Consider the following 22164-nt stretch of genomic DNA (forward strand, 5'->3'; position numbering starts at 1 on the left):
CCTCTTCCGGATGTGCGGGGGTTCAGTGCTCGGTACTCGGCGCTCGGCGCTCAGTGCTGCCGGATCGCGACGACGTCGCACTCCAGTGTCACCTTCGGGCTGAGGAAGACGGCGGTGAGGGCGTTCCAGTTCGCGCCCCAGTCGCTGCGGTCGAGCGTGACGCTCGCCCGGAATCCGGCGTAGAAGTCGCCCTCCATGCCGGTCCCGCCGTCGGTCAGTTCGACGTCCAGGGTGACGGGTTTGGTCACCCCGCGCAGGGTGAGGTCGCCGGTGAGCCGGTAGTCGCTCCGGTCGAGCTGCTCCACGCCGGTCGAGGCGAAGGCGAGCGCGGGGTGGTTGTCCACGTCGAGGAACTTGCTCCGCAGCAGGTCGTCGCGCAGCCGGTTGCCGGTCTGGATGCTCTTGGCCGGGATCGTGAGCCGCACGCTGGAGGCGGCCGGGTCCCCGCCGTCGAGGTACGCGCTGCCCTCGAACTCCTCGAACCGGCCGCGCACTCTGGTGGCCATCGTGTGCCGCGCGACGAAGCCGATCCTGCTGTGGCCGGGGCTGAGGGCGTAGTGACCGGTCAGTTCGCTGAGGTTGGTGATCGTCGACATGCTGAGGCGCTCCTGGAGGGATGAGGTGGTGGATAGGCCGGCTGCGGGCGGGCGGTGGGCGGGCGATGGGTGAGGGGCGGTACGGGCGGTCCGAGCCCCGTGCCCCGGACCGCCCGTACCGGGCGTACGGGCGGCGGCGATACGGCCGACAGCCGCGGCCGTAGCCGTGGCCGTGGCCGTGGCCGTGGCACGTACCGCCGCCGCCCGTCTCAGATCACCCGAACTGGCCGGGCTCGTAGTCGCCCGCGGGGCGCTGCGCGATGACGTTCAGTCGGTTGAAGGCGTTGATGAGGGCGACGATCGACAGCAGCGCGCCGGCCTGCTCCTCGTCGAAGTGCGCGGTGACGTTCGCCCAGACCTCGTCCGGGACGCCTCCGGCCGAGTCCGCGATGCGGGTGCCCTCCTCCGCCAGCTCCAGCGCCGCGCGTTCGGCGTCGGTGAAGACGGTGGCCTCGCGCCAGGCCGCGACCAGGTGGAGCCGCTGCTGGGTCTCCCCCGCCTTCGTGGCGTTCTTGGTGTGCATGTCGACACAGAAGCCGCAGCCGTTGATCTGGCTGGCGCGCAGCACCACCAGCTCGCTCGTGCTGGCGGGCAGCGACGACTCCGCCACGGGCTTGCCTGCCGCGGCGATGTTCTTCACGACCTGGGACGCGACCGGGTGGGCGAATATGTCAAGACGGGCTTCCATAAGGTTCTCCACTTCGTGCCTGCCGCTCCTCGTCCGGACGGAACGGCTGTTCGCCGGAGCGTGATCGCTCCAGCCCCTACGACGAGACAGGCACGCGAAATGTGAGGCGGGGCTGCGGAGCCGAGGGCACACGCCCCCCCGGCCCCTCCCGGGCCGCCGTCACCCGCACGGGTCAGTGCCGCCGCTCCCCGCGTGCGGTGGCAGGTCCCGACCGGTGGGGTGGGGGTTCATGAGCGCTGCCTCCAGGGGGACGGCCGGTTCGGGCGAGGCCGCTCCGGCCGCCGCCGAGCTGTCGCTGCCGACCATGGTCGCGATGGTCGTCGGCTCGATGGTCGGCGCGGGCGTGTTCTCGCTGCCGGGGCGGTTCGCCGCCGAGACGGGTGTCGCCGGTGCGCTGATCGCCTGGGCCGTGGCGGGCGCGGGCATGCTCATGCTCGCGCTGGTCTTCCAGCGGCTCGCGCTGAGCAGGCCCGACCTGGACGCGGGGGTCTACGCGTACGCCAAGGGCCGGGTTCGGCGAGTACCTCGGGTTCTTCTCCGCGTTCGGCTACTGGGCGAGCGCCTGCGTGGGGAACGTGACCTACTGGGTGCTGTTCATGTCCACCCTCGGGGCCGTCGTGCCGGGGCTCGGGGAGGGCGACACCGTCCTGGCGGTCGTGGTCTCGTCCCTCGGGCTGTGGGGCTTCTTCTTCCTCGTGCGGCGCGGGGTGAAGGAGGCCACGGCGATCAACCGGATCGTCACCGTGGCGAAGATCGTGCCGATCGTGGTCTTCATCGTGCTGGCCCTCTTCTACCTGGACACCGGGGTCTTCGCCGACAACTTCTCCGGGTCCGCCGACGCGGGCTCGCTGTTCGAGCAGGTGCGCGGGACGATGCTGGCCACGGTCTTCGTCTGGCCACCTCCGACCTGCCGGCCGAGTTCCGCTCCCCGTACCTCGCGCTGGCCCGCGAGTCGACGGGCGTACGCGAGTATCTGATGCCGCCGCTGCCGAACACGCTCTACACCCGGGACACCACCTGCTGGCTCTACGGCGGCGTCACGCTCAACCCGCTCTACTGGCCCGCGCGGCACGACGAGACGCTGCTGATGAAGGCGGTCTACCGCTTCCACCCGGACTTCTCCGGCGCGCACGTCTGGTGGGGCGATCCGGAGCTGGACTGGGGGCAGGCCACGTTCGAGGGCGGCGACATCATGCCCGTCGGGGGCGGCGTGGTCCTGATGGGCATGAGCGAGCGGACCTCGCGGCAGGCCATCACCCAGGTCGCCGCCGCGCTGTTCCGGAACGGGGCCGCCGAGCATGTGATCGTCGCCGGGATGCCCCGGCTGCGCTCGGCGATGCACCTGGACACCGTCTTCACCTTCGCCGACCGGGACGTCGTCACCCTCTACCCGAAGATCATGAACGCGGTGCACGCCTTCTCCCTGCGGCCCGCCGACCGGGCACCGGGCCTGGAGATCACCGACGAGGGGTCGGCCGCGTTCGTCGACGTGGTCGCCCGGGCGCTCGGCTTCGACCGCCTCCGGGCGATCGAGACGGGCGGCGACGTGTACGCCTCCGAGCGCCAGCAGTGGGACAGCGGCAACAACGCCGTGGCCCTGGAGCCCGGCGTCGTCGTCACCTACGACCGCAACACCCAGACCAACGCGCTGCTGCGCAGTGCCGGAGTCGAGGTCCTCACCATCGTCGGCGCCGAGCTGGGCCGGGGCCGGGGCGGCGGGCACTGCATGACGTGCCCCCTCCTCCGCGACCCGGTCGACTTCTGAGCGGACACCCGGCCGACGGCCCTCAGGCCGGCTCGGGCTGGGGTTCCGGTTCCGGTTCCCGCTGCTGCTTCGGCGTGCTCCTCGGCTCCGGGGCCCGGGTGAGCCGCACATAGAAGTGGATCACCGAGCCCATCGCCAGGAGGAGCAGCGGCCCGAACACCCAGGGGTGCGCGGCCATCTGCGTCGGCAGATAGCGGTACGAGACCAGGAACGCGGTGAAGACGGCCGTGCCGTAGGCCACGAACTGGATCGTCTGCCGGTTCCAGCCGTTGTCCTGCGCGAGCGCGCGCATCGCGGCCTCGATCGTGATCGCGAAGACGACTCCGGCGACGAGGTCCACGCCGTAGTGGTAACCGAATCCGAGCGTCGCGCCCAGCGTGGTGATCAGCCAGAGCGTGCCCAGGAGCCGCAGCAGGCGCGGGCCCTGGCGGGAGTGGATGAATATCACGACGGCCCAGGCCGTGTGGAGGCTGGGCATGCAGTTGCGCGGCGTGATCCCGTCGTGCGGCATCGGGTGCGGGGCGGTGAACGGCGGGGGCGTGTCCGGCCAGAGATTGGCCAGGGCCCAGTGCCCGCCCTCGGCGCCGTAGGCGTAGATGGGGCCGACCACCGGGAAGATCATGTAGAACGCGGGCCCGAGGAGGCCGATCACCAGGAAGGTGCGCACCAGATGGTGGCGGGGGAAGCGGCGCTCCTTCGCCACGTTCCGCAGTTGGTACGCGGCGACGGCGACCGCGCCCACCGCGAGCTGGGCGTAGACCCAGTCGAGGATGCTGGTGCCGACCGGCGCTGTGGCCTCGACGATCCTGCCCACCAGCCACGAGGGGTTGCCCAGTGCGTGGTCGGCGGTCGCCACGTACTGGTCGAGCACCATCGGGCGGGTCTTCGACGTGATGACCAGCCAGGTCTCCCCCGTCTTGCGCCCGGCCACCAGCAGCAGGCCGAGCCCGACGCCCTTCAGCAGCAGGGCCCGTTCCTTGCCGGTGCGGCGGACGAGGGCGATGACGCCGAGGCCCAGGACCACCCACAGCGCGCCGTTGCCGAAGTACATCTTGGCGTCGAACGCCCACCGGAACGGCAGGTAGACGAGGTCGATGCCGATCGCGACGGCGGCGGCGACCGCCCGCTCCCGCCAGGTGAGGACCACCATCGTCAACGCGAGGCTCGCGTACAGCAGAGGACCCGACTTCGGGGTGAGGATCACCTCGCGCACCTGCATGGTGACCGGCCCCGGCAGGCCGTAGCGGCGCGCGGCGATCTCCAGCCCGACGAGGAAGCCGAGGGCCGCCACACCTGCGGCGGCCCAGAGCAACACCCGTGGCTGCCGCCACCATGCGGCGCCTTCGTTTCTGCTTTTCGCTCGCGAGAATCTCCGCGATACTTTAGTTATCAATTTTTCGGCCGATTGTGTTGAGTTCTGCGGAACGGTCAGGCTGATCGTCGTAATTTCGATCATGCTAGCGGAGCGGACGGCTGGAGTTGGCTGGTCGAGGGAGCCCCGAAGATCTCTCAGTCCGGCACCGCGGCGACTGACCATGAAACCCCCGACGTCCGGCGGACGTCGAGGGTTTTCCCAGGCCGGCCAGTGGCTCTCGTCACAGCGGAGCGCGCGGACCTGCTCCCTGCTCGGCGGAGAGGAGCTGGCTCGCGGCGAACTCGCGGTAGAGGCCGTCGTCGTCCATCAGCGAGCCGTGGGTTCCCACGGCGCGGACCCTGCCGTGTTCGAGGACGACGATCTGGTCGGCCTCGACCACCGTGGACAGCCGGTGCGCGATCAGCAGCACGGTGCAGCGCCGGGAGAGGCCCGCGACGAGTTCGCCGAGCGCCTGTTCATTACGGGCGTCGAGCTGCGCCGTCGCCTCGTCCAGCAACAGCACCTGGGGGCGCCGCAGGAGGGCCCGCGCGATGGCGAGCCGCTGGCGCTCGCCGCCGGAGAGGGCGACGCCCCGCGCGCCGACGGGGGTGTCGAGGCCCCGGTCCAGCCGGGCCAGCAGCGCGTCGAGACGGGTGGCCCGCAGCGCCTCGGCGATCTCCTCCTCCCCGGCGTCCGGCGCCGCGTACAGCAGGTTGTCGCGCAGGGTCCCCGCGAGCGCGGGCGCGTCCTGCTCGACGTACGCGATGCGGCGGCGCACCTCCGCGCGGGGCAGGGACGCGATGTCCTGGCCGCCGATGCGCAGGGACCCGGCGGTGGGCTCGTAGAACCGCTGGAGCAGCGAGAAGAGCGTCGTCTTGCCCGCGCCCGACAGGCCCACCAGCGCGGTCTGGGTGCCGCCCGGCACGGTGAAGCTCACGCCGCGCAGCACGGGTGAGCGCCCCGGGTAGGCGAACTCGACCCCGGCGGCCTCGACCGCGGGCGGCGGCCCGGACCCGGGTCCCGGTCCGGATCCGGGTCCCGGCACGGGTCCGGGTCCCGGCACGGGTCCGGGTCCCGGCGCGGAGAGGGCCGCCGGGGCCGGGTCGATGTCGTCCTCGACCGCCATCTCCTCGACCTCGTCGATACGGCCGACGGCGCCCAGGCCCTGCTGGAGCATTCCGGCGCCGCCCACGAGCGAGGCGACGGGGCTCGACAGGAAGAAGACGTACAGCAGGAAGGCGATGAGCGCGGAGGCGTCCATGTCGCCGTTGGCGACGAGCATCCCGCCGAGCCCGAGCACCACGAGGAACGCCGTCTGGATCGACGCGCCGCCGAGCATGGTCACGACGGCGCTGTAGCGGGCGCCGACCAGGCCCGCGCGGTAGGAGTCCTCCACCGCGTCCCGCGCGGCGCGCGTCTCGCGGCCCTCGGCGCCGTTGGCCTTGACGGTGCGGGTCGCGCCGAGCGTGCGGTCGAGGAGGGAGCCGACGGCGCCCACCGCGCTCTGCTCGCGCGCGACGGCCCGCCGGATCCGGGGCAGCACGACGGTCATCACGAGTCCGACGAGGGCGAGCACCAGCAGCGTCGCGAGCAGCAGCCCGGCGTGCAGCGTCGCCATCATCACCAGGGTCCCGACGAAGGTCAGGGCCCCGTTGACGGACATGATCAGCCCCTCGGTCGCGGCGCTCTTGAGGAGCGTGCTGTCCGCGGTGACCCGGGCGATGAGGTCGCCGGGAGGGCGCCGGTCCAGTTCGGGCACGCGCAGCCGGATCAGCCGCCCCACGAGATCGCGCCGCACCTGCCGGACCACGCGCTCCGAGGTGCGCTGCTGGAGCCAGGCGTTCGCCCCGGTCAGCAGCGCGCCCCCGACGAGCAGCACGGCGAGGGCGCCGATCGGCCGGGCGACGCTCTCCCCCGTGGCCAGCCGGTCGAGGATCTCCTGCGCGAACTTCGGCTGCACGAGCCCGGACACGCTGGCCAGCAGGCTCAGCACCAGGGACAGCGCGAGGGCCCGCCAGTACGGCCGCGCCCGCCGCAGCAGCGAACCGAAGGACCCGGCCGGTGCGCCCTCGTCGGCGGAGGGGCGGTGCTCGGCCGGTGCTCCGGGGGATGCCGTCATCGGGCGGGCCTCCGGTCCCTCGTCGCGTTCCCGGGGGCATGCCCGGGCGCGGCCCCGGGTGCGTGGGACAGGGGTGGGAGGAGGGCTTCGAGGTGATCGGCCGCGGCCGCGCTGCCGCCCGCCTCGCGGAAGGAGCGGGCGATGGCGCGGGCCGCCTCGCGGTGTCCGTTCGCCGGGTCGAGCAGCGCGGTGACGGCCTCGGCGATCCGCGGCGCCCCGGCCCGGGCGAAGCGCAGCCGCACGCCCGCGCCCGCGTCGGTGACCTGGCCCGCGACGAGGGGCTGGTCGTCCCTGATCGGCGCGACGGCCAGCGGGACGCCGTGCCACAGCGCCTCGCACACGGTGTTGTGCCCGGCGTGGCAGACGACGGCGTCGGCGCGGGCGAGCAGCGGGAGCTGGGGCACATGGGGGCGCAGCAGGACGTTGCCGAAGGCGTCCGGCACGGTGCCCGCGGGGTCGACGACGACGGCGCGCACCCCGGACGCGGCCATTCCGGCGAGCGCCTCGGCGGCGGCGTTCAGGAACGGCCCGCCCGCGTCCGCGTTGGCGGTGCCCAGGGTGACCAGGACCGTGCGGTCGGCGCCGTCCAGCCACTCCCAGGGGAAGTCGTCGGGCGTCACGCGGTCGGCGACCGAGGGGCCCACCAGCCGGACCTGACCGGGGAGTTCGGCGGGGCCGAGCAGGGCGCGGGTGGTGTACGCGACGACGCCGTACGGGGACATCCGGGGGTCGGCGGTGCCCCGGCCGCCCGCGATCCTGCCGCGCAGCTCCTCCAGCAGCCCGTCCAGCCAGGCCGCGACCTTGGGCATGCCCGCGAGGGGGTCGACGAGTTCGGCGGAGGTCGTCGCGGAGGTGGCCCAGGTCAGTCCGAGCGCGTCGGCGACGAGGCCGCCCGCGACGGTCTGCTGGTCGGCGACGAGGACGTCCGGGCCGAACTCCTCGACGGCGTCCCGCACCAGGGGCGCCATGTGGTCCGCGAGCGGGACGAGGAAGCTCTCCCACAGGAACTGGAAGGCCGCCGGCCCCTTCAGCCTGGCCGTCCGGCCCTCGATCCGCCCGTTCCCTTCGAGGCCGGGTCCGGGGCCGGGGCCGTCGGGGACGCACGGGTACACGGACGCGTCGGGCCCGGCCAGCCGGCGGACCAGGCCGGGCGGCCCGGCCCAGGCGATGTCGTGGCCGCGCGCCGCGAGCGCGGCGGCGGTGCCCACGGCGGGGTTGACGTGGCCGACCAGGGGCGGCACGACGAACAGGAACCGGCCCATCTAGCCCGCCTCCGGTCCGGTGCGGCGGCGGTGGAGGCCGTCGCCGAGCCAGTCGAGCAGCAGACCGGCCGTCTCCTTGGTCCGTTCCACGAGCACCGAGTGCCCCTGGCCCGGGAGGACGACGGTGCGGCAGTGCGGGAGCGTGGCGGCGAGGTCCCCGGCCTGGGCGGAGAGCTTGGAGTCGGCGCCGTAGAGGGCGAAGACGGGGCAGCGGATGCCGGTGAGAGCGTCGTCCAGGACGCGGCTGCGCGGGATGTCCTCGGCCAGCGTGGTGGCGTCGAGGATGCGCCCGGCGAGCTGGAAGGGGCGCGCGTTGCGCTCGGGGTCCTCGGCGAGCCAGGTGCGCACCTCCTGGACGACGAGGCCGCCCTCCTCCCCGTTGAGCCCCTCGGCCATCTTCGCGGCCCAGGACGCGACCGGGGGTTCGGACTCGATCGCGACGACGGAGCGGACACGGTCGGGGCGCGCGGCGGCCAGCCCGTAGGCGATGGCGCCGCCGAAGGAGTTGCCCACGACGTGCGCGGGGCGCTCCTCCCCCAGCGCGTCGAGGAGCCCGTCGAGGTCGGCGACGAAGTCCTCCAGACGGTAGCCGGTGGCGGGGCGCCCGCTCCGGCCGTGCCCCCGCAGGTCGTACATGAGGACGTCCATGCCGCGTGCGGCGAAGGCGGGGCCGAGGGAGAAGTAGTAGCTGGCCAGGCTGTCGATGAGCAGGCCGTGGACGAGCACGACCAGGGGCGGCGGCGTACCGGCGGGCGGGTCGGCCGCCGCCATCCGCTGCACGTGGACGTCGAGTTCGCCGACGCGGATCTTCGCCATGCTCAGACCGCCTCCGCCGGGCGCGAGGCCACGACGTGCCGGACGAGGTCGCCGACGGTCAGCGCGATGATCTCCTCCAGCCCCCGGTCCGCGATGAACGCGGCGAAGTTGACGGAGTCGCCGTAGTGGCCGCGCAGCGCAGCGGAGAGGGTGACCAGGTCGATGCTCTCCAGTTCGAGGTCGTCGTGGAACAGGGTGTCCATGGTGATCTCCGCGTCGTCGAGCCCGTACTCGCCGAGCACCTCGTGCAGCATCCGGGTCACGTCCTCCAGCACGGCCTGCTCGGCGCGCGCCTCCCGCACGGTCGGGTTGAGCCGGACGGCTCCGGCTCCGTGGGCTTCAGCGGTCATCTTCGCTCTCCTCCTCATGGGCGGCCGTCCAGCCCACGACGTAGTCCCGGGCGGGCAGTCCGGGCGGATTGCCGACCCTCCGGTGATGGACCTGGTAGATGCCGCCACCGGTGCGCACGGTCAGTGCCGTGCCGGTGGCGCCGGTGATCTCGAACGTCCTCGGGGCTCCGGCCAGTCCGGTGCCGCGTGCCTTGCCGACCGCTTCCTTCGCGACCCAGAAGCGGGTGAACCACAGGGCCTCGCCCTCGCCGGTGTCCCGGACCAGCGAGGCGAGCAGCTCCCGCTCGCGCTCGCCGAGCGCCGCCTCGTGGGTGCCGTCCGGGCGCTCGGCGACCTCCTCGATGTCGATGCCGCAGGGCGCGTCACCGTCACCGTTTCCGTCGGCGGGGCGCGTGAGGGCGACGGCGGCCTCGGCACGGTGGGCGAGGGAGACCCGGAGGGCGGGGAGCGTACGGCCGTAGGCGCCGGTGACGTACGGGCGTCCGGCGGCGTCGTTGGCGACCCGCAGCTCGGCGGGGAAGATCCCGTCGCTCCCCTCGTCCCAGAGCCGTTGCCGCACCGCGTCCTTGACGGCGATCCGGCCCAGCAGCCACTGGCGGCGGCCCCGGGGGGCGTGCGACTCGTAGGCGGTGCGCTCCTCGCCCGCGAGCATGTTCCGCATGATGAGTTCGCGGGTGGCCAGGTCGGGCCACCGCTCGTGGACGAGGGCCCAGCCGCCTTCCTGGATCTCGGACAGGGTGTGGTGCTCCGGCTCGCGGTCCACGCGGCGGATCCTCGGGTCGCTGTCGAAGCGGCGGTCGCGCCAGCCGCCGAACTCCGCCCAGACGCGCCCCTGATGGACGAGCTGCATGTCCGCTTCGAGCGTGGTGTCGGTGACGGAGACGATGCGGACCAGGCAGTCGAGCCGCTCGCCCGGCGCGGGATGCGGGCCGTGGAAGCGGATCTCGCGCATGCCGACGGGGAAGACGGTGGTGCGGGTGGGGAGCCGGGACATGATCCAGTAGCCGAGCATCTGGCCGACGTTGTCGAGCAGGGCCCCGGGGGCGGGCGGGGTGGTGAGCGTTCCCCGTACGTGCGTGTCGCCGACGGCGGTCAATTCTGTGACGCCCTGGAAGCCCGGGCCGTGGAACATCCAGCGCCGCTCGTACAGTTCGCGCGCCGTCAGCTCGCAGGGGCGCTCGTCGTCCGCGTCGAAGGTCCAGGCGGCGGACGGGGCGTGCCGGTGCTCCGGGGCGAGTTCGACGGTGGCCCGGGCGTACGGCCCGAGGGAGGCCGTCACCCGGGCGCCCCCCGAGGGGTGCGGGGGCTCGGGGACGACATGGACGGGGAGATCCACGGCGGGGACGGCGGTGATCCACTGGTTGAGCCGGACGTCGTGGACGGCGACGGCGCGCAGGCCGGGCGCCGCCTGCTCGGCGAAGTCCATGAGATGCCCGATGACGGTGGTGCCGGGGACGACGGGCCACCCCTCGGCGGGATCGGCCCGCGGGGGCTGCTTGAAGAAGCAGTGGTCGCGCAGGTACGGCATCGCGTCGAGGGAGACGCGCAGGGTGGCGCGGAGTTCACGGGGGACGGGGGGTGCGGCGGGGACGGGGGGTGCGGCGGTCATGGCGGGCGCGGCAGGCGCGGCGGTCGTGGCGGAGGGCGCGCACGGGGGCGGTGGTACGTCGCCCCGCGCGGGCCGCGGTGCGTTGCCGCTCGCGGGTGGCGGTGCGACGCCCCGTGCGCTCGTGAGGACGTCCGCCGCCAGCGCCGCGGTGTCGTCGAGCAGCGCGGAGAACTCGGCGGCCAGCGGGTCCCGGGCGCGCAGGGCGTCGAGCGCGGAGGGGCGCGTGCCCACGGCCGTACGGGAGGGCGCGGCGGCCAGCGCGGCGCCGACCTCGGCGCGGGTGGGCCCGTCGAGGGAGACGAGCGCGCCGCCGAGATCGAGCCGTACGGGCGGCGCGGGGCGGCGGGCGCCCGTACGCCCCGGAGCGGGAGCGGAAGCGGGTTCGAGGGCCGCCGCATCCGGCTCCGCCCCGTCCGCCCACAGCGCGAGGGCCACGCGGCGCAGTTGGGGAAGGCCGGAGCGGTGCGCGGAGTGGGCGGGGACCACGAGGTGGTCCCGGCCGCGCAGCGTGTCCGCGATCAGCGAGCCGAGCTGACCGGCGCCGAGCTGGACGAAGGCCCGGAACCCGGCGGCGTGCAGGGCCTCGGTCAGCAGCCGGAAGCGGACGGGCTCCAGGAGATGGCGGACGAACAACTCCCGTACGTCCTCCGGGCGCGACGGGTACTCGCGCAGCGTGGTGGCGGACCAGACCGGGAGCCGCGCGGGATGCAGCGTGTAGGTCTCGGCCGCCTTCCGTATCGGGTCCAGGTACGGCCGGAGCATGGGGGTGTGGAAGCCGGAGCGGAACGGGAGGACCTGGGAGATCGCGCCCTCGGCGCGGAACCGGGCCACGTACTCCCCGACGGCCTCCGAGGGGCCGCAGATCATGGACTGCTGGGGGGCGTTGTCGTGCGAGAGCACCACTTCCGTCTGGCCCCTGAGGGCGTCCAGGACGCGTTCGGCGGAGGCGCCGATCACCGCGAAGGCCAGGCCGGGCACGCGCAGCGCGTCCGGGTCGAAGGAGGCGAGGAAGGCATCGACCTCGTCCTGGGCGTGGATGCCCGCGGCGGCCATGGCGGTCCACTCACCGAGGCTGTGCCCGGCGAGCGCGTCGGGCACGACGCCCGCCCGCTCCAGCGCGGAGTGCAGCAGCCGCCCGAGCTGGAAGACGCCGGTGCCCTGGCGGCCGACGTCGCCGACCGTCGTCGCCGTGCCGGAGAGCGACCAGGGCAGTCCGAAGTGCCGGGCCACGTCGTCGCAGTCGGCCTCGAAGTCCGCTTCGAGGCCGGGGAAGACGAAGGCGAGCCGTCCGCGCCCGGGGCCCAGCAGCGGCGCGGGGGCGAACCAGACGTCGTTCCGGCCGCGCCACGGCCGCCCCCGGCCGACGGCCTTGCGGGCGAGCGCGAGCCGCTTGGCGGTCGGGGCGGCCACACCGAGCCGGACGGAGCCCTCCGGCGCACGGGCGGGGTCGTCCGGCACGGAGGCGAGGAGGTCCGCGTCGTCCTGGTCGAGGATCCGGGCGAGTTCGTCGGGCGTATCCGCGGCGAGTCGCAGGAAGCGCTCGGGCTCGCGCACCACGGCCGCGGGGCCGCTGCCCGCGAGGGTGGGGGCGGCAGCCGCGGGGGCGGGGGCCGAGGCGGGCTGTTCGAGGACGACGTGGGCGTTGATCCCGCCGAAGCCGAAGGCGTTGACCGCGGCGCGGCGTACGGGCCCGAACCGCCCCTCCTCCCACGGGACGGCGGTGTCCACGGTGGTGAAGCGGGTGCGGGCGAGCGCCGGATGGGGCTCGTCGCAGTGCAGCGTCGGCGGCAGCACCCCGTGGTGCACGGCCAGCGCGGCCTTGATGAGCCCGGCGATCCCGGCGGCGGGCATGGTGTGGCCGATCATGGACTTGACCGAGCCGATGACGCCGCGCGCCGCGTCGTCCGGCAGGCCGTCCGGCGTGCCGAACACGTCGGCCACCGTGGCCAGTTCGGCCGCGTCGCCCGCCGGGGTCGCCGTGCCGTGGGCTTCGAGCAGCCCGAGGGCGCCGGGCTCGGCGGGGTCCCGGCCCGCCCGGCGCCAGGCCTCGCGGATCGCCTCGGCCTGGCCCGCGGAGTCCGGGCTCATCAGCCCGCCCGTACGGCCGTCGCCCGCGACGCCCGTGCCGGTGACCATCGCGTAGATCCGGTCGCCGTCGCGCTCGGCGTCCGCGAGCCGCTTGAGGACCACGACGCCGGTGCCCTCGCCGATGAGCACCCCGTCGGCGTCCCGGTGGAAGGGCCTGACGCGCTCGCTCCGGGAGAGCGCGCCGAGCTGCGAGAAGACGCTCCACAGCGTGATGTCGTGGCAGTGGTGGACGCCCCCGGCGAGGACGACGTCGCAGCGGCCGGTCTCCAGTTCGCGGACGGCGTGGTCGACGGCGATGAGGGAGGAGGCGCACGCGGCGTCCACCGTGTAGGCGGGGCCGCGCAGGTCGAGGCGGTTCGCGAGCCGCGACGCGGCCAGGTTGGGCACCAGGCCGATGGCCGACTCGGGGGCCTCGGGGCCGAGTTGCCCGGTGAAGGCGCTCCGCACCCGCTCCAGCCGCTCCTCGTCGAGGTCGGGCAGCAGCTCCCGCAGGGTCCGTACGAGCTGGCCCGCCGTCCGCACCCGCTGGTCGAGGCGGACCAGGCCCGGGGTGAGGTAGCCGCCGCGGCCCAGGATCACGCCCGTACGGCGCCGGTCGGCGAAGAGCCGCGCGGCGCCGCCCGCGTCCTCGACGGCCTGCGAGGCGACGCGCAGCGCGAGGAGCTGGTCGGGCTCGGTGGCCCGGACGGAGGCGGGCATGATGCCGAACGCGGTGACGTCGACCTCCGCGAGGTCGTCGACGAAGCCGCCGCGCCCGCAGTAGACGCGGTCGGCACGGCGCGCGCCGCCGGAGTCGGGGCCGCTGTCCGGATCGTAGTGCTCGGCGTCCCAGCGGGAGGCGGGCACATCGGTGATCGCGTCGACGCCCCGGACGAGGTTGTGCCAGTACGTGGCGAGGTCCGGCGCCCCGGGGAAGAGCGCGGACATGCCGACGACGGCGACCGGGAGGGCTCCGGGCGGCATCGCGGCGGTCACCAGCCCGAGGCGGTGTAGACGACGGCGGTGTTCTCGCGCGGGCCCCAGGCCAGTTCGCGCAGCAGGCTCATCGTGCCCTCCTCGGGGTCGATGAGGCGTACGCCGCGTGCCGCGTAGCTGCGCATCAGCTCGGGGGTGACCATCCCGTTGTTGGTGCCGGTGGGCGCCCAGGGGCCCCAGTGGACGGTCAGCGCGCGCTGCCCCGTGGCACGGGCCCAGTCGCGGCCGAGGGCTTCGAGGGCGTCGTTGGCCGCCGCGTAGTCGGTCTGGCCCCGGTTGCCCATGGCCGCCGCGACGCTGCCGAACAGCACCGCGAAGCGGGGCCCTCCGGGGAGCCCGCCGACCGCGTCGAGCAGGTGCCGGGCGCCCTCGGTCTTGGTGCCGAAGACCCGGTGGAAGGAGTCGGGGGACTTCTCGGCGAAGAGCTTGTCCTCGATCACGCCCGCCGCGTGGACGATCCCGTCGAGCCTGCCGTGCTCGGCGTGCGCGTCCTTCACGGCCCGCTGCACGGCCTCCGCGTCGAGCACGTCCACGCAGTGGTAGCGCACCCGGCTGCCGAGCCGGGTCAGCCGGTTCACGGTGTCCCGGACCTCGCGCGCGGCCTGGATCCGCGCGACCGTCCGCTCGACCCAGGCGGGGGACTTGAGGCCCCCGGCCAGCAGCGCGGAGCGCAGCTCGGCGTCGGTGGCGGCGGCGAGTTCGGGGGTCTCCTCCTCGGTGCGCATGGGGGTACGGCCGAAGAGTTCGAGGCGGCAGCGGGCGGCCGTGGCGAGCGCGGTGGCGAACCGCGCGGTGATGCCGCGCGCGCCGCCGGCGAGGAGCACCACCGACTCGTGGCCGAGGCCGAGGGCCGCGGCCTCGGCGGCGCCGTCGTCGGAGGGCCCGGCCCCGGCGCTGCCCAGGGCGCCCAGCCCGGTCTCGGTCGGCCGCAGCCCGCGCCGCGCGCCGGGCGTACGCAGCACGACGGGCTCGCGGTCGGCGGTGGCCAGCTCCGCGACGAGCGCGTCGGCGGCGGCGGACGGGGCCGTACCGGCGGGCTGTTCGACGACGCGGGCGACCGTCTCCGGGTACTCGCGGGACAGCGAGCGGAAGAAGCCCCGCAGCCCTCCGGAGGCCCCGGCGGCCAGCACCCAGCGGGGTCGCACGGCTAGCGCCGCGCGGTAGAGGGGGACGGCGCCGGGCAGCACCGGCTCGGGCGCGGGACCGCCGTCCGGGGAGACGAGGTGGATCACCCCGTCGAAGCGTCCGCCGTCGGGTATCCCGGTCACGGTCACGGCCCGCGCGCCGAGCGCCCCGAGCCGTTCGGTGACGGCCGAGGCGAGCGGCCCCTCGCCGACGATCAGGAACGTGCGCCCCGACAGCTCCTCGGGATCGGCGGCGGCGGGCGGGAGGTCGTACTCGGTCATGAGCAGCCGCTTCGGGGCGGTGACGACGGGCTCGGCGTCCGGAGACGCGGGCGACGGCTCGGGGGCGCGGGCCGTCGCCGACGGCGGTGCCTCGCCCTGCCGCGCCGCGAGGAGGAGTTCGGCGATGCCCGCGGCCGTACGCGCCCTGGACAGCTCCTCCGTCGCGGCGTCGTCGGCGGTGGGCAGTCCGAGGCGCTTGGCGAGCTGCCCGGCGATCTCGGCGCGCTTGATGGAGTCGACGCTGAGGTCGGCCTCCAGGTCGAGATCGGGCTCGATCATCTCGGCGGGGTAGCCGGTGCGTTCGCCGATCACCTCCAGTACGGCCGCGAGGACCGCTTCCTCGGTGAGTTCGCTCTGCTCGGCGGGAGCGGATTCCGGGGCCTGAGCCGGGGCCGGGGCCTGAGCCCGACTCGGAGCCGCAGCCGAAGGGGCGGCCGGTTCCGGCGCGGGTTCCGCGTGCGCCGTCAGCTCGCGCAGCGTGTGCTCCATCGGCACCGCGGCGGGACGTACGCCGGGCGCGGTGCCGAGGTAGCCGAGGAGGACGTCGCGCTGGGCGGCGAGCATCTCGCGGCTGGTGCGCAGGAATTCGCTGATGAGGGCCTCTCCCCCGGTCGCCGCTGCGCCGGGGAGCGGCTGTCCGTCGCCGCCGGTACGGGTCGTCACTGGGGCCTCCGGAATGCGCTGGGCGGGGTGCAGGGCGGTAGCGGGGATGGCGCCGTCGGCGGTGCGGACGAAGTGGCCGTCGACGGTCCAGCCCGCGCGCCTGCGGCGGGGCGCGTGCGCGGCGTCGACCGCGTCGCGGCCCTGGAAGAGCCAGCCGGTGCGGACGTCGGCGCCGGAGACGGCCAGTTCGGCGAGTGCGGTGAGGAAGCCGGGCAGGCCCGTACGGGCCCGGGCCTCCAGGGTGACCGTGCGGTGGGGGCGTTCGCCGAGGATCTCGGCGACCTGCCGGGTGAGCACCGCGCCGGGGCCCGCCTCGACGAACGTGCGGGCGCCCGCCGCGTACATGGCCTCGATCTGCTCGACGAAGCGGACGGGCGAGCCGATCTGCGCCGCGAGTTCGGCCCGTACCGCCTCGGGTCCGGCCGGGTACTCGGCGGCGGTGCGGTTGGACCAGACCGGGATCGCGGGTGCCTCCAGGGGCACCGTGGCGAGCGTCGCGGCGAAGGTGTCGCCCGCGGCGGCGACCAGGGGGCTGTGGAACGCGCAGGCGACCGGGACGCGTTTGGCCTCCAGGCCCTGGGCGCGGAGCCGTTCGACGGCCTTCGTCACGTCCTCGGTGGGGCCGGAGATGACCGTCTGGCGGGGCGAGTTGTGGTTGGCGACGACGACGGAACCGGCGCAGCCCGCCTCCTCCAGCGCGGCGCTCACCTCGGGCGCCGGGGCGGTGACGGCGGCCATGGTGCCGGGGTCGTCGGAGCCGGTGGCGGCGAGGACGGACTCGGCGCGGGCCCTGCTGCACCACAGCAGTTCCTCGGGGCCGAGGACGCCCGCGGCGGCGAGCGCGGCGAGTTCGCCGTAGCTGTGGCCCGCCGCCATCGCCGGGCGGACGTTGGCGCGGCCGAGCAGGTGGTGGACGGCGAGTCCGGTGATGCCGAGCGCGGGCTGGGCGACGCGGGTGTCGGTGACGCGGCCGGCCTGGGCGCGCCGCCCCGCCTCGTCGAAGGCGGTGGGCGGGAAGAGGGCCCCGGCGGCGGCGCGGTCGAGGCGCAGATAGCGCTGGAGCTCGGGGAAGGTGACGAACAGCTCGGCGAGCATGCCGGGGCGCTGGCTGCCCTGGCCGGGGAAGAGGAAGGCGACCTCGCCGGGTTCGGCGGCGGCGTCCGCGAGGTGGATCCCGTCGTCGGGGGCGTGTTCGCCCTCGACGGCCCGGCGCAGCGCCCCGGCCAGCTCCGGCACCGAGGAGGCCAGGACGGCGATCCGGGTGGGCAGGCCCCGTACGGCCGCGTCGTCGGCGCGGCGGGAGGCGGCCAGCGCGAGGTCCCGCAGCCGAGGCGGGCGGAACGCCGAACCGTCCGCCTCGGCCAGTGCGAGCAGCTCCCGCGCCGTCCTGGCCGCGGCCTCGTGGTCGGCGCCGCGGAAGGTGAACAGCTCGGTGGGCCACGCGTCGCGGCCGTGCGCGGGCGGCGCGCCGTCGTCGTGGGCGCGCAGCACGACGTGGAAGTTGGTGCCGCCGAAGCCGAAGGCGCTGACCCCGGCGACGCGTTCGGCGCGCGGCGCCGTCCAGGGCCGGGCCCGGGTGTGGAACGCGAAGGGGCTGGTCTCCTCGTCCCAGGCGGGGTTGGGCTGCCGCAGGTGCAGCGTGGGCGGCTTGACGCCGTGGTGGAGGGCGAGCGTGGTCTTGATCAGCCCGGCGAGGCCCGCGGCGCACTTGGTGTGGCCGATCTGGGACTTCACCGAGCCCAGCGCGCAGCCCCCGGGCTCGGCCCCGGCCTGCGCGAACACCTCGGTGAGGGCGCCCAGTTCGGTGCGGTCGCCGACGACGGTCCCGGTGCCGTGCGCCTCGACGACGCCGACCTCCGCCGGGGAGATCCCCGCGTTGCGGTACGCGCGGGTGAGCGCCCTGTGCTGGCCCTCCGCGCGGGGCGCGGTGAGGCCGAGGGCGCGCCCGTCGCTGGAGCTGCCGACGCCCTTGATGACGGCGTAGACCCGGTCGCCGTCGCGCTCGGCGTCGGCGAGGCGCTTGAGGACGACGCAGGCGATGCCCTCGCCGAGCGCGATGCCGTCCCCGGAACGGTCGAAGGGCGCGGAACGGCCCGAGGGGGACAGGGCGTGGGCCGAGGCGAAGAGCAGGTAGTCGTTGATGCCGTTGTGCAGGTCGGCGCCGCCGCACAGCACCATCTCGCTGGTGCCCGCCGTCAGTTCCTTGCAGGCGACGTCGACGGCGGTGAGGGAGGAGGCGCAGGCCGCGTCGACCGTGTAGTTGGCGCCGCCGAGGTCGAGCCGGTTGGCGATGCGCCCGGCGATGACGTTGGCGAGGATGCCGGGGAAGGAGTCCTCGGTGAGGTGCGGGAGCTGCGCGTCCAGGGCGGGCGGGAGCTGCCCGAGGTAGGAGGGCAGGACGGTGCGCAGCGTCATGGCGTTCGACAGGTCACTGCCCGCCTCGGCGCCGAACACCACGGACGTACGGTCGCGGGCGAACGGCCGCTCCGCGTACCCGGCGTCGTCGAGCGCCCGGCGCGCGACTTCGAGGGAGAGGAGCTGGACGGGCTCGACGCTGGGCAGCGAGGCGGGCGGGATGCCGTAGTCGAGCGGTTCGAAGGGGATCTCGGGGAGGAAGCCGCCCCACCGCGAGGGGGTGCGCTCCCCCGCGCCGTCCTCCGCGTAGTGGACGGCGGGGTCCCAGCGGGAGGCGGGCACCTCGGTGACGGCGTCGGTGCCGGAGAGCACGTGCCCCCAGAAGGACGCGAGGTCGGGCGACTGGGGGAAGGCGCAGGCCATGCCGACGACGGCGATGTCGAGCGGTTCGGGAGCCGGGGCCGGGGCCTCCTCGCCGAACCCGAGGCCGAGTCCGGAGCCGAGACCGGAGCCGGGGCCGGGGCCGATGCCGAGGTCGGCCCGGCGCGCGTCGAGGAAGTCCCCCGCCCCGGCGGTGACCGAGGTGTGGAGCGCGGCGACGGTGGTCACCTCGGAGCGCAGCACGGCGACCTGACCGGCCATGAACATGCCCTCGGCGAGCTGGCGTTCCTCGCCGACGTCGCGCAGCGCGTCGCCGACGCGTTCGATGCCCTTGCTGGCGAGCCGCAGCCTGCCGACGTTGAGCCGCTCCAGCCGCTCCCACGCGTCCCGGTCGGGCACGGCGTCGGCCCGCAGCTCCGCCTTGAGCGCCGCGAACTCCTCGGTGAAGGGGCTGGGCACGCAGCGGGTGACGTGGCCCGGCGCCGTCTCCAGGAGCGCGGTGGTCCCGGCGTCGAGCATCTGCCGCTGGAAGAGCGGCTGTACGGCGCCCGCGGCGACGGCCTCCTCGGTGAAGAGGTAGGCGGTGCCCATGAGGACGCCGACGGCGACGCCGCGCGCGGCCGGCGGCGCGGTCATCGCCGCGACCATGGCGGCGGAACGCGCGTCGTGCACGCCCCCGGCGAAGAGGAGCTGGAGTGCGCCCGCGTCCTCTCCCGAGTCGGCGAGGAAGTCCGCCACCACGTCGAGCTGGGCCTGCCACAGCGGGAAGCTGGCGCGTGGCCCGACGTGGCCGCCGCACTCGGAGCCCTCGAAGACGAACTTCCGCGCGCCCGCCTCCAGGAACTGGCCCAGCAGCCCGGGCGAGGGCACGTGCAGGAAGGTCGAGATGCCCGCCGCCTCCAGCGCCGCGGCCTGTGCGGGGCGGCCTCCGGCGATGATCGCGTGCGAGGGGCGTACGTCCCGGATGACCTCCAACTGGGCCTCCTTGACCTCCTCGGCGGCGAAGCCGAGGACGCCGACGCCCCAGGGCGCGTCGCCCAGCGCCGCCCGGGTCCCCTCCAGGACGGCGCGGGTCCGCTCGGCGCCGGACAGGGCGAGCGCGATGAACGGGTGACCGCCCTCGGCCGCCACCGCGGCGGCGAACGCGGCCTGGTCGCTGACCCGGGTCATCGGCCCCTGGGCGACGGGGAGTTCGGTCCCGAGCGCGCGGCTGCCCGCGCCGCCGGGGCCGAGCACGGGCACGTCGGCGGCGAGCGCGCCGGTCACGGCCTCGCGCACGCCGCGCACGGCGCCACCGACCGTGCCCCATCGCCGCTGGAAGCGAGCGGCGAGAAACGCGTCCTGGCCGGCCTCCAGCGGTTCGCCGCCGCTGCCGGGGCCGGGCGCACGGCCCGGAGCGGGAGCAGCGCCCGTACCGGGGACGCCGTCTGCGCCGGGGAGGCCGCCCGGGCCGGGCGCGCGGCGCCGCAGGGCCCGGCGGCCGTCGGTGACAGTGGTCTCCGAGCCGTCGAGGCCGCCGAGCACGGCGGTGATCTCGGCGGGGAGTTCCGCCTCGGCGAGCAGCGCGGTCTGGGTGTCGAGCACCACTCCGGCGGCTCCTCCGGCAACGGCCGCCGCCGCGGTGTCCGGGCCGATGCCGCCGCAGGCCCATACGGGCAGTCCGCCGCCCTCGTCCGCGAGCAGCCGCTGCGTCAGCACGAAGGTGCTCAACTCGCCGCAGGGGCCGCCCGCTTCGTGGCCCCGGGCGATCAGCCCGTGGGCCCCGGCCGCCACGGCGGCCCGGGCCTCGGCGCCGCTGGTCACCTCGGCGAGGACGCGCCGCCCGGGGAAGTCGGCGGCGGTCGCCGTGGCGCCGTGGGCCAGTACGACGGTGTGGGCGCGGTCGGGGAGGGCGGGCCCGGCCTCGGCCAGCCGTAAACCGAACCCGGCACGCGACCACTCGGCGGCCCGCTCCGACTGCTCGCGGGCCGCCCGCCCTCCGGCGGTGAGGTCGAGGACTCCCAGGCCGCCCGCGCGGGAGGCGGCGGCGGTGAACCGGGCCGACGCGACGCCGAACGGGTGCACCGCCAGGACGAGGTCCGTCATCGCGGACGTACCCCCGTCGGTACCGGCGTGGGGCATACGCATGTGAACACTCCAGGGGACATGGAGGCGCATGAAGTTGAATATCCAAGAAACAACGGCAGCCGCTCCCTTTGCGATATGCGCGCAGGCGCACGCGCAACCGGGCACGGACAGCGGAAAAGGGAGTGCACTGCCATGAATCAAGCGCCTCAAGGGTGGGGGGTAAGGCGTTCCAGGGCGAGTCGCGGCGATCGTACTACGGAGTACGGCGATTGACACGACCCCCTCAACAAGAAGTTGAAGCGACGTCTGGGATTGCCCGGTTCCATCCGGATCGCGGCACTCGCGACGGGACTTAACCCGGTCGCAACACGGATTATCAAGATCGCAGCAAAATTTCCGAAATCACCCGGAGCATGCCCGTATTGAATGCGCATTCATGGTCCACATGAATGCGCATTCATAGCTCATCGGTCGAGGTAACGGAATGAATAATTTCGCTACACTCCACCGACCTCTTCCGGCCGCCCAGAGGACAGTTGTCCAGCAGATACGCGGAGTCCGCCCCGGCGGGCCGCGCGACCGTACGGGACGCGGGCAGGCGGTGATCCGAGGCGCTCCAGCGCTCCAGCGCTCCAGCGCGGCGAAGGCGGTGCGGTGACAGGGCGTCAGCGGCCGGAGCCGTTCCGGGAACGTGTCGAACTGGGAGTCGGTGTGGGTGCCGCCCTCGATCCGGTAGTAGCGGTGCAGTCCGCCGCGGTCGCCGCCGCGCACCATGCCGGCGTAGACATCGGAGTCCTGACGGATCGGCAGCAGGACGTCGAGCGTCCCGTGCAGCGTGATCAGCGGCTTGCCGATCCGCCCGGTGAGCGCGACCTTCTCCACCGCCCGCCTGACCCGCGCGGGACGTGAGCCGTGGGCGTAGTCCGCGTCGCAGTCCGGGGTGCCCGCGGCGTACACCGGGTAGTGGCGCAGCGCCCGGGGCAGGAAGTCGAGCTGCGTGGGGCCGTCGGTGCGCCAGAGCGCGCCCTCCCAGTCCCCCCCCCCGTCGTACAGCGCGGATGACGAACTGGGCGGCGTGGTCCCAGCCGTGAGTGCCATTGGTCGTGGAAGTGTCGGGAAACCAGCCGTCGATCTGGACGCCGGGCACGCCGCGCGGCACCGGCAGCCCCTCCGGCGTCAGCCCCGCCCAGTCGGCGGGGTCGGTGTGGCCCGAGGCGACCGTGCCCGCCGTGGTCAGCTCGTCGAGGCAGGCCACGCGCAGGTGTTCGGCGCCGGGCACCCGTGGCGTCCGTGGCCCCCATGGCTCCCGTACGCGGTCCGGGCAGCGGCCTTCGGCGGTGGCGCGGGACCCGTGAACGGTCCGTTCCGCGCGGGCTGCCGGGGCGGCGGAGGGAGCGAGGGCGAGGGCCGCGAGAGCGAGCGCGGCGAACGGGCCCGCTTTCCGGAAATGCGGGGCGGAGCCGTGGAATAGGCGCATCGACTGCCTCCGAAGTCAGAAGTCGTGTGCGCCGACGCGCGGAGGTTAAGCACGCACGGCCTTCAGAGGTATGGACCGGAGACCCACTCTCCGCGTTCCCGCTCTGGTGCGCCACCCCATGCCGGGAATTCACCCACGCGGTCTTGCCCCGCGCGCGCTCCTCGTGAATACCTGGATCCCCTGACGGCGAAAG

At 74.7% G+C, this 22164-nt stretch carries 10 protein-coding genes and 3 pseudogenes; 2 read left to right on the forward strand and 11 right to left on the reverse strand.

Going from position 1 to position 22164, the window contains the following annotated elements:
• Positions 1-50 precede the first annotated feature (50 nt).
• From ABD343_RS10050 to ABD343_RS40965, 3 genes are all read right to left on the reverse strand, one after another.
• Entirely contained in the window at positions 51-596 is a 546-nt protein-coding gene (locus tag ABD343_RS10050; protein WP_344526302.1) for a YceI family protein, read from the reverse strand.
• Between the two features lie 214 nt (positions 597-810).
• A complete protein-coding gene (locus tag ABD343_RS10055) occupies positions 811-1284 on the reverse strand; it encodes a carboxymuconolactone decarboxylase family protein (RefSeq protein WP_344526304.1) in 474 nt (157 codons plus the stop codon).
• 159 nt (positions 1285-1443) lie between these two features.
• On the reverse strand, positions 1444-1716 hold the full coding sequence (locus ABD343_RS40965; protein ID WP_425578147.1) for a hypothetical protein: 273 nt from the start codon (positions 1714-1716) through the stop codon (positions 1444-1446).
• Between ABD343_RS40965 and ABD343_RS10060 the strand changes: the two are divergent.
• Positions 1598-2180, forward strand: a pseudogene (locus ABD343_RS10060) (amino acid permease); the annotation flags it as partial. The gene ABD343_RS40965 and the pseudogene ABD343_RS10060 sit on opposite strands and share 119 nt — an antisense overlap.
• A pseudogene (locus tag ABD343_RS10065) lies at positions 2177-3049 on the forward strand (arginine deiminase family protein); the annotation flags it as partial. The pseudogenes ABD343_RS10060 and ABD343_RS10065, both read left to right, overlap by 4 nt.
• 22 nt (positions 3050-3071) lie before the next feature.
• Here ABD343_RS10065 and ABD343_RS10070 read toward each other — a convergent pair.
• From ABD343_RS10070 to ABD343_RS10105, 8 genes and pseudogenes are all read right to left on the reverse strand, one after another.
• Complete coding sequence (locus ABD343_RS10070) at positions 3072-4361, reverse strand: DUF5933 domain-containing protein (RefSeq protein ID WP_344526427.1); 1290 nt, start codon at positions 4359-4361, stop codon at positions 3072-3074.
• 283 nt (positions 4362-4644) lie between these two features.
• A complete protein-coding gene (locus tag ABD343_RS10075) occupies positions 4645-6522 on the reverse strand; it encodes an ABC transporter ATP-binding protein (RefSeq protein ID WP_344526306.1) in 1878 nt (625 codons plus the stop codon).
• Positions 6519-7784, reverse strand: a complete 1266-nt coding sequence (locus tag ABD343_RS10080) for a glycosyltransferase (protein WP_344526308.1) — start codon at positions 7782-7784, stop codon at positions 6519-6521. The genes ABD343_RS10075 and ABD343_RS10080 overlap by 4 nt, the downstream gene beginning before the upstream one ends.
• Positions 7785-8600: an alpha/beta fold hydrolase gene (locus ABD343_RS10085; RefSeq protein WP_344526310.1), complete on the reverse strand. Its 816-nt coding sequence runs from the start codon at positions 8598-8600 to the stop codon at positions 7785-7787. It abuts the gene before it with no gap.
• 2 nt (positions 8601-8602) lie between these two features.
• The gene (locus ABD343_RS10090; protein ID WP_344526429.1) at positions 8603-8854 is read right to left on the reverse strand and encodes an acyl carrier protein; all 252 of its coding nucleotides are present in this window, start codon (positions 8852-8854) and stop codon (positions 8603-8605) included.
• 85 nt (positions 8855-8939) lie between these two features.
• Positions 8940-13610, reverse strand: coding sequence for a type I polyketide synthase (locus ABD343_RS10095; RefSeq protein ID WP_344526431.1), 4671 nt, complete (start codon positions 13608-13610; stop codon positions 8940-8942).
• A gap of 8 nt (positions 13611-13618) precedes the next feature.
• A complete protein-coding gene (locus tag ABD343_RS10100; RefSeq protein ID WP_344526433.1) occupies positions 13619-20548 on the reverse strand; it encodes an SDR family oxidoreductase in 6930 nt (2309 codons plus the stop codon).
• A gap of 403 nt (positions 20549-20951) precedes the next feature.
• Positions 20952-21971: pseudogene (locus ABD343_RS10105) on the reverse strand (3-hydroxybutyrate oligomer hydrolase family protein).
• Between the last annotated feature and the right edge of the window lie 193 nt (positions 21972-22164).

The sequence above is a fragment of the Streptomyces albiaxialis genome (assembly GCF_039530985.1).
GTDB classification, from domain to species: domain Bacteria; phylum Actinomycetota; class Actinomycetes; order Streptomycetales; family Streptomycetaceae; genus Streptomyces; species Streptomyces albiaxialis.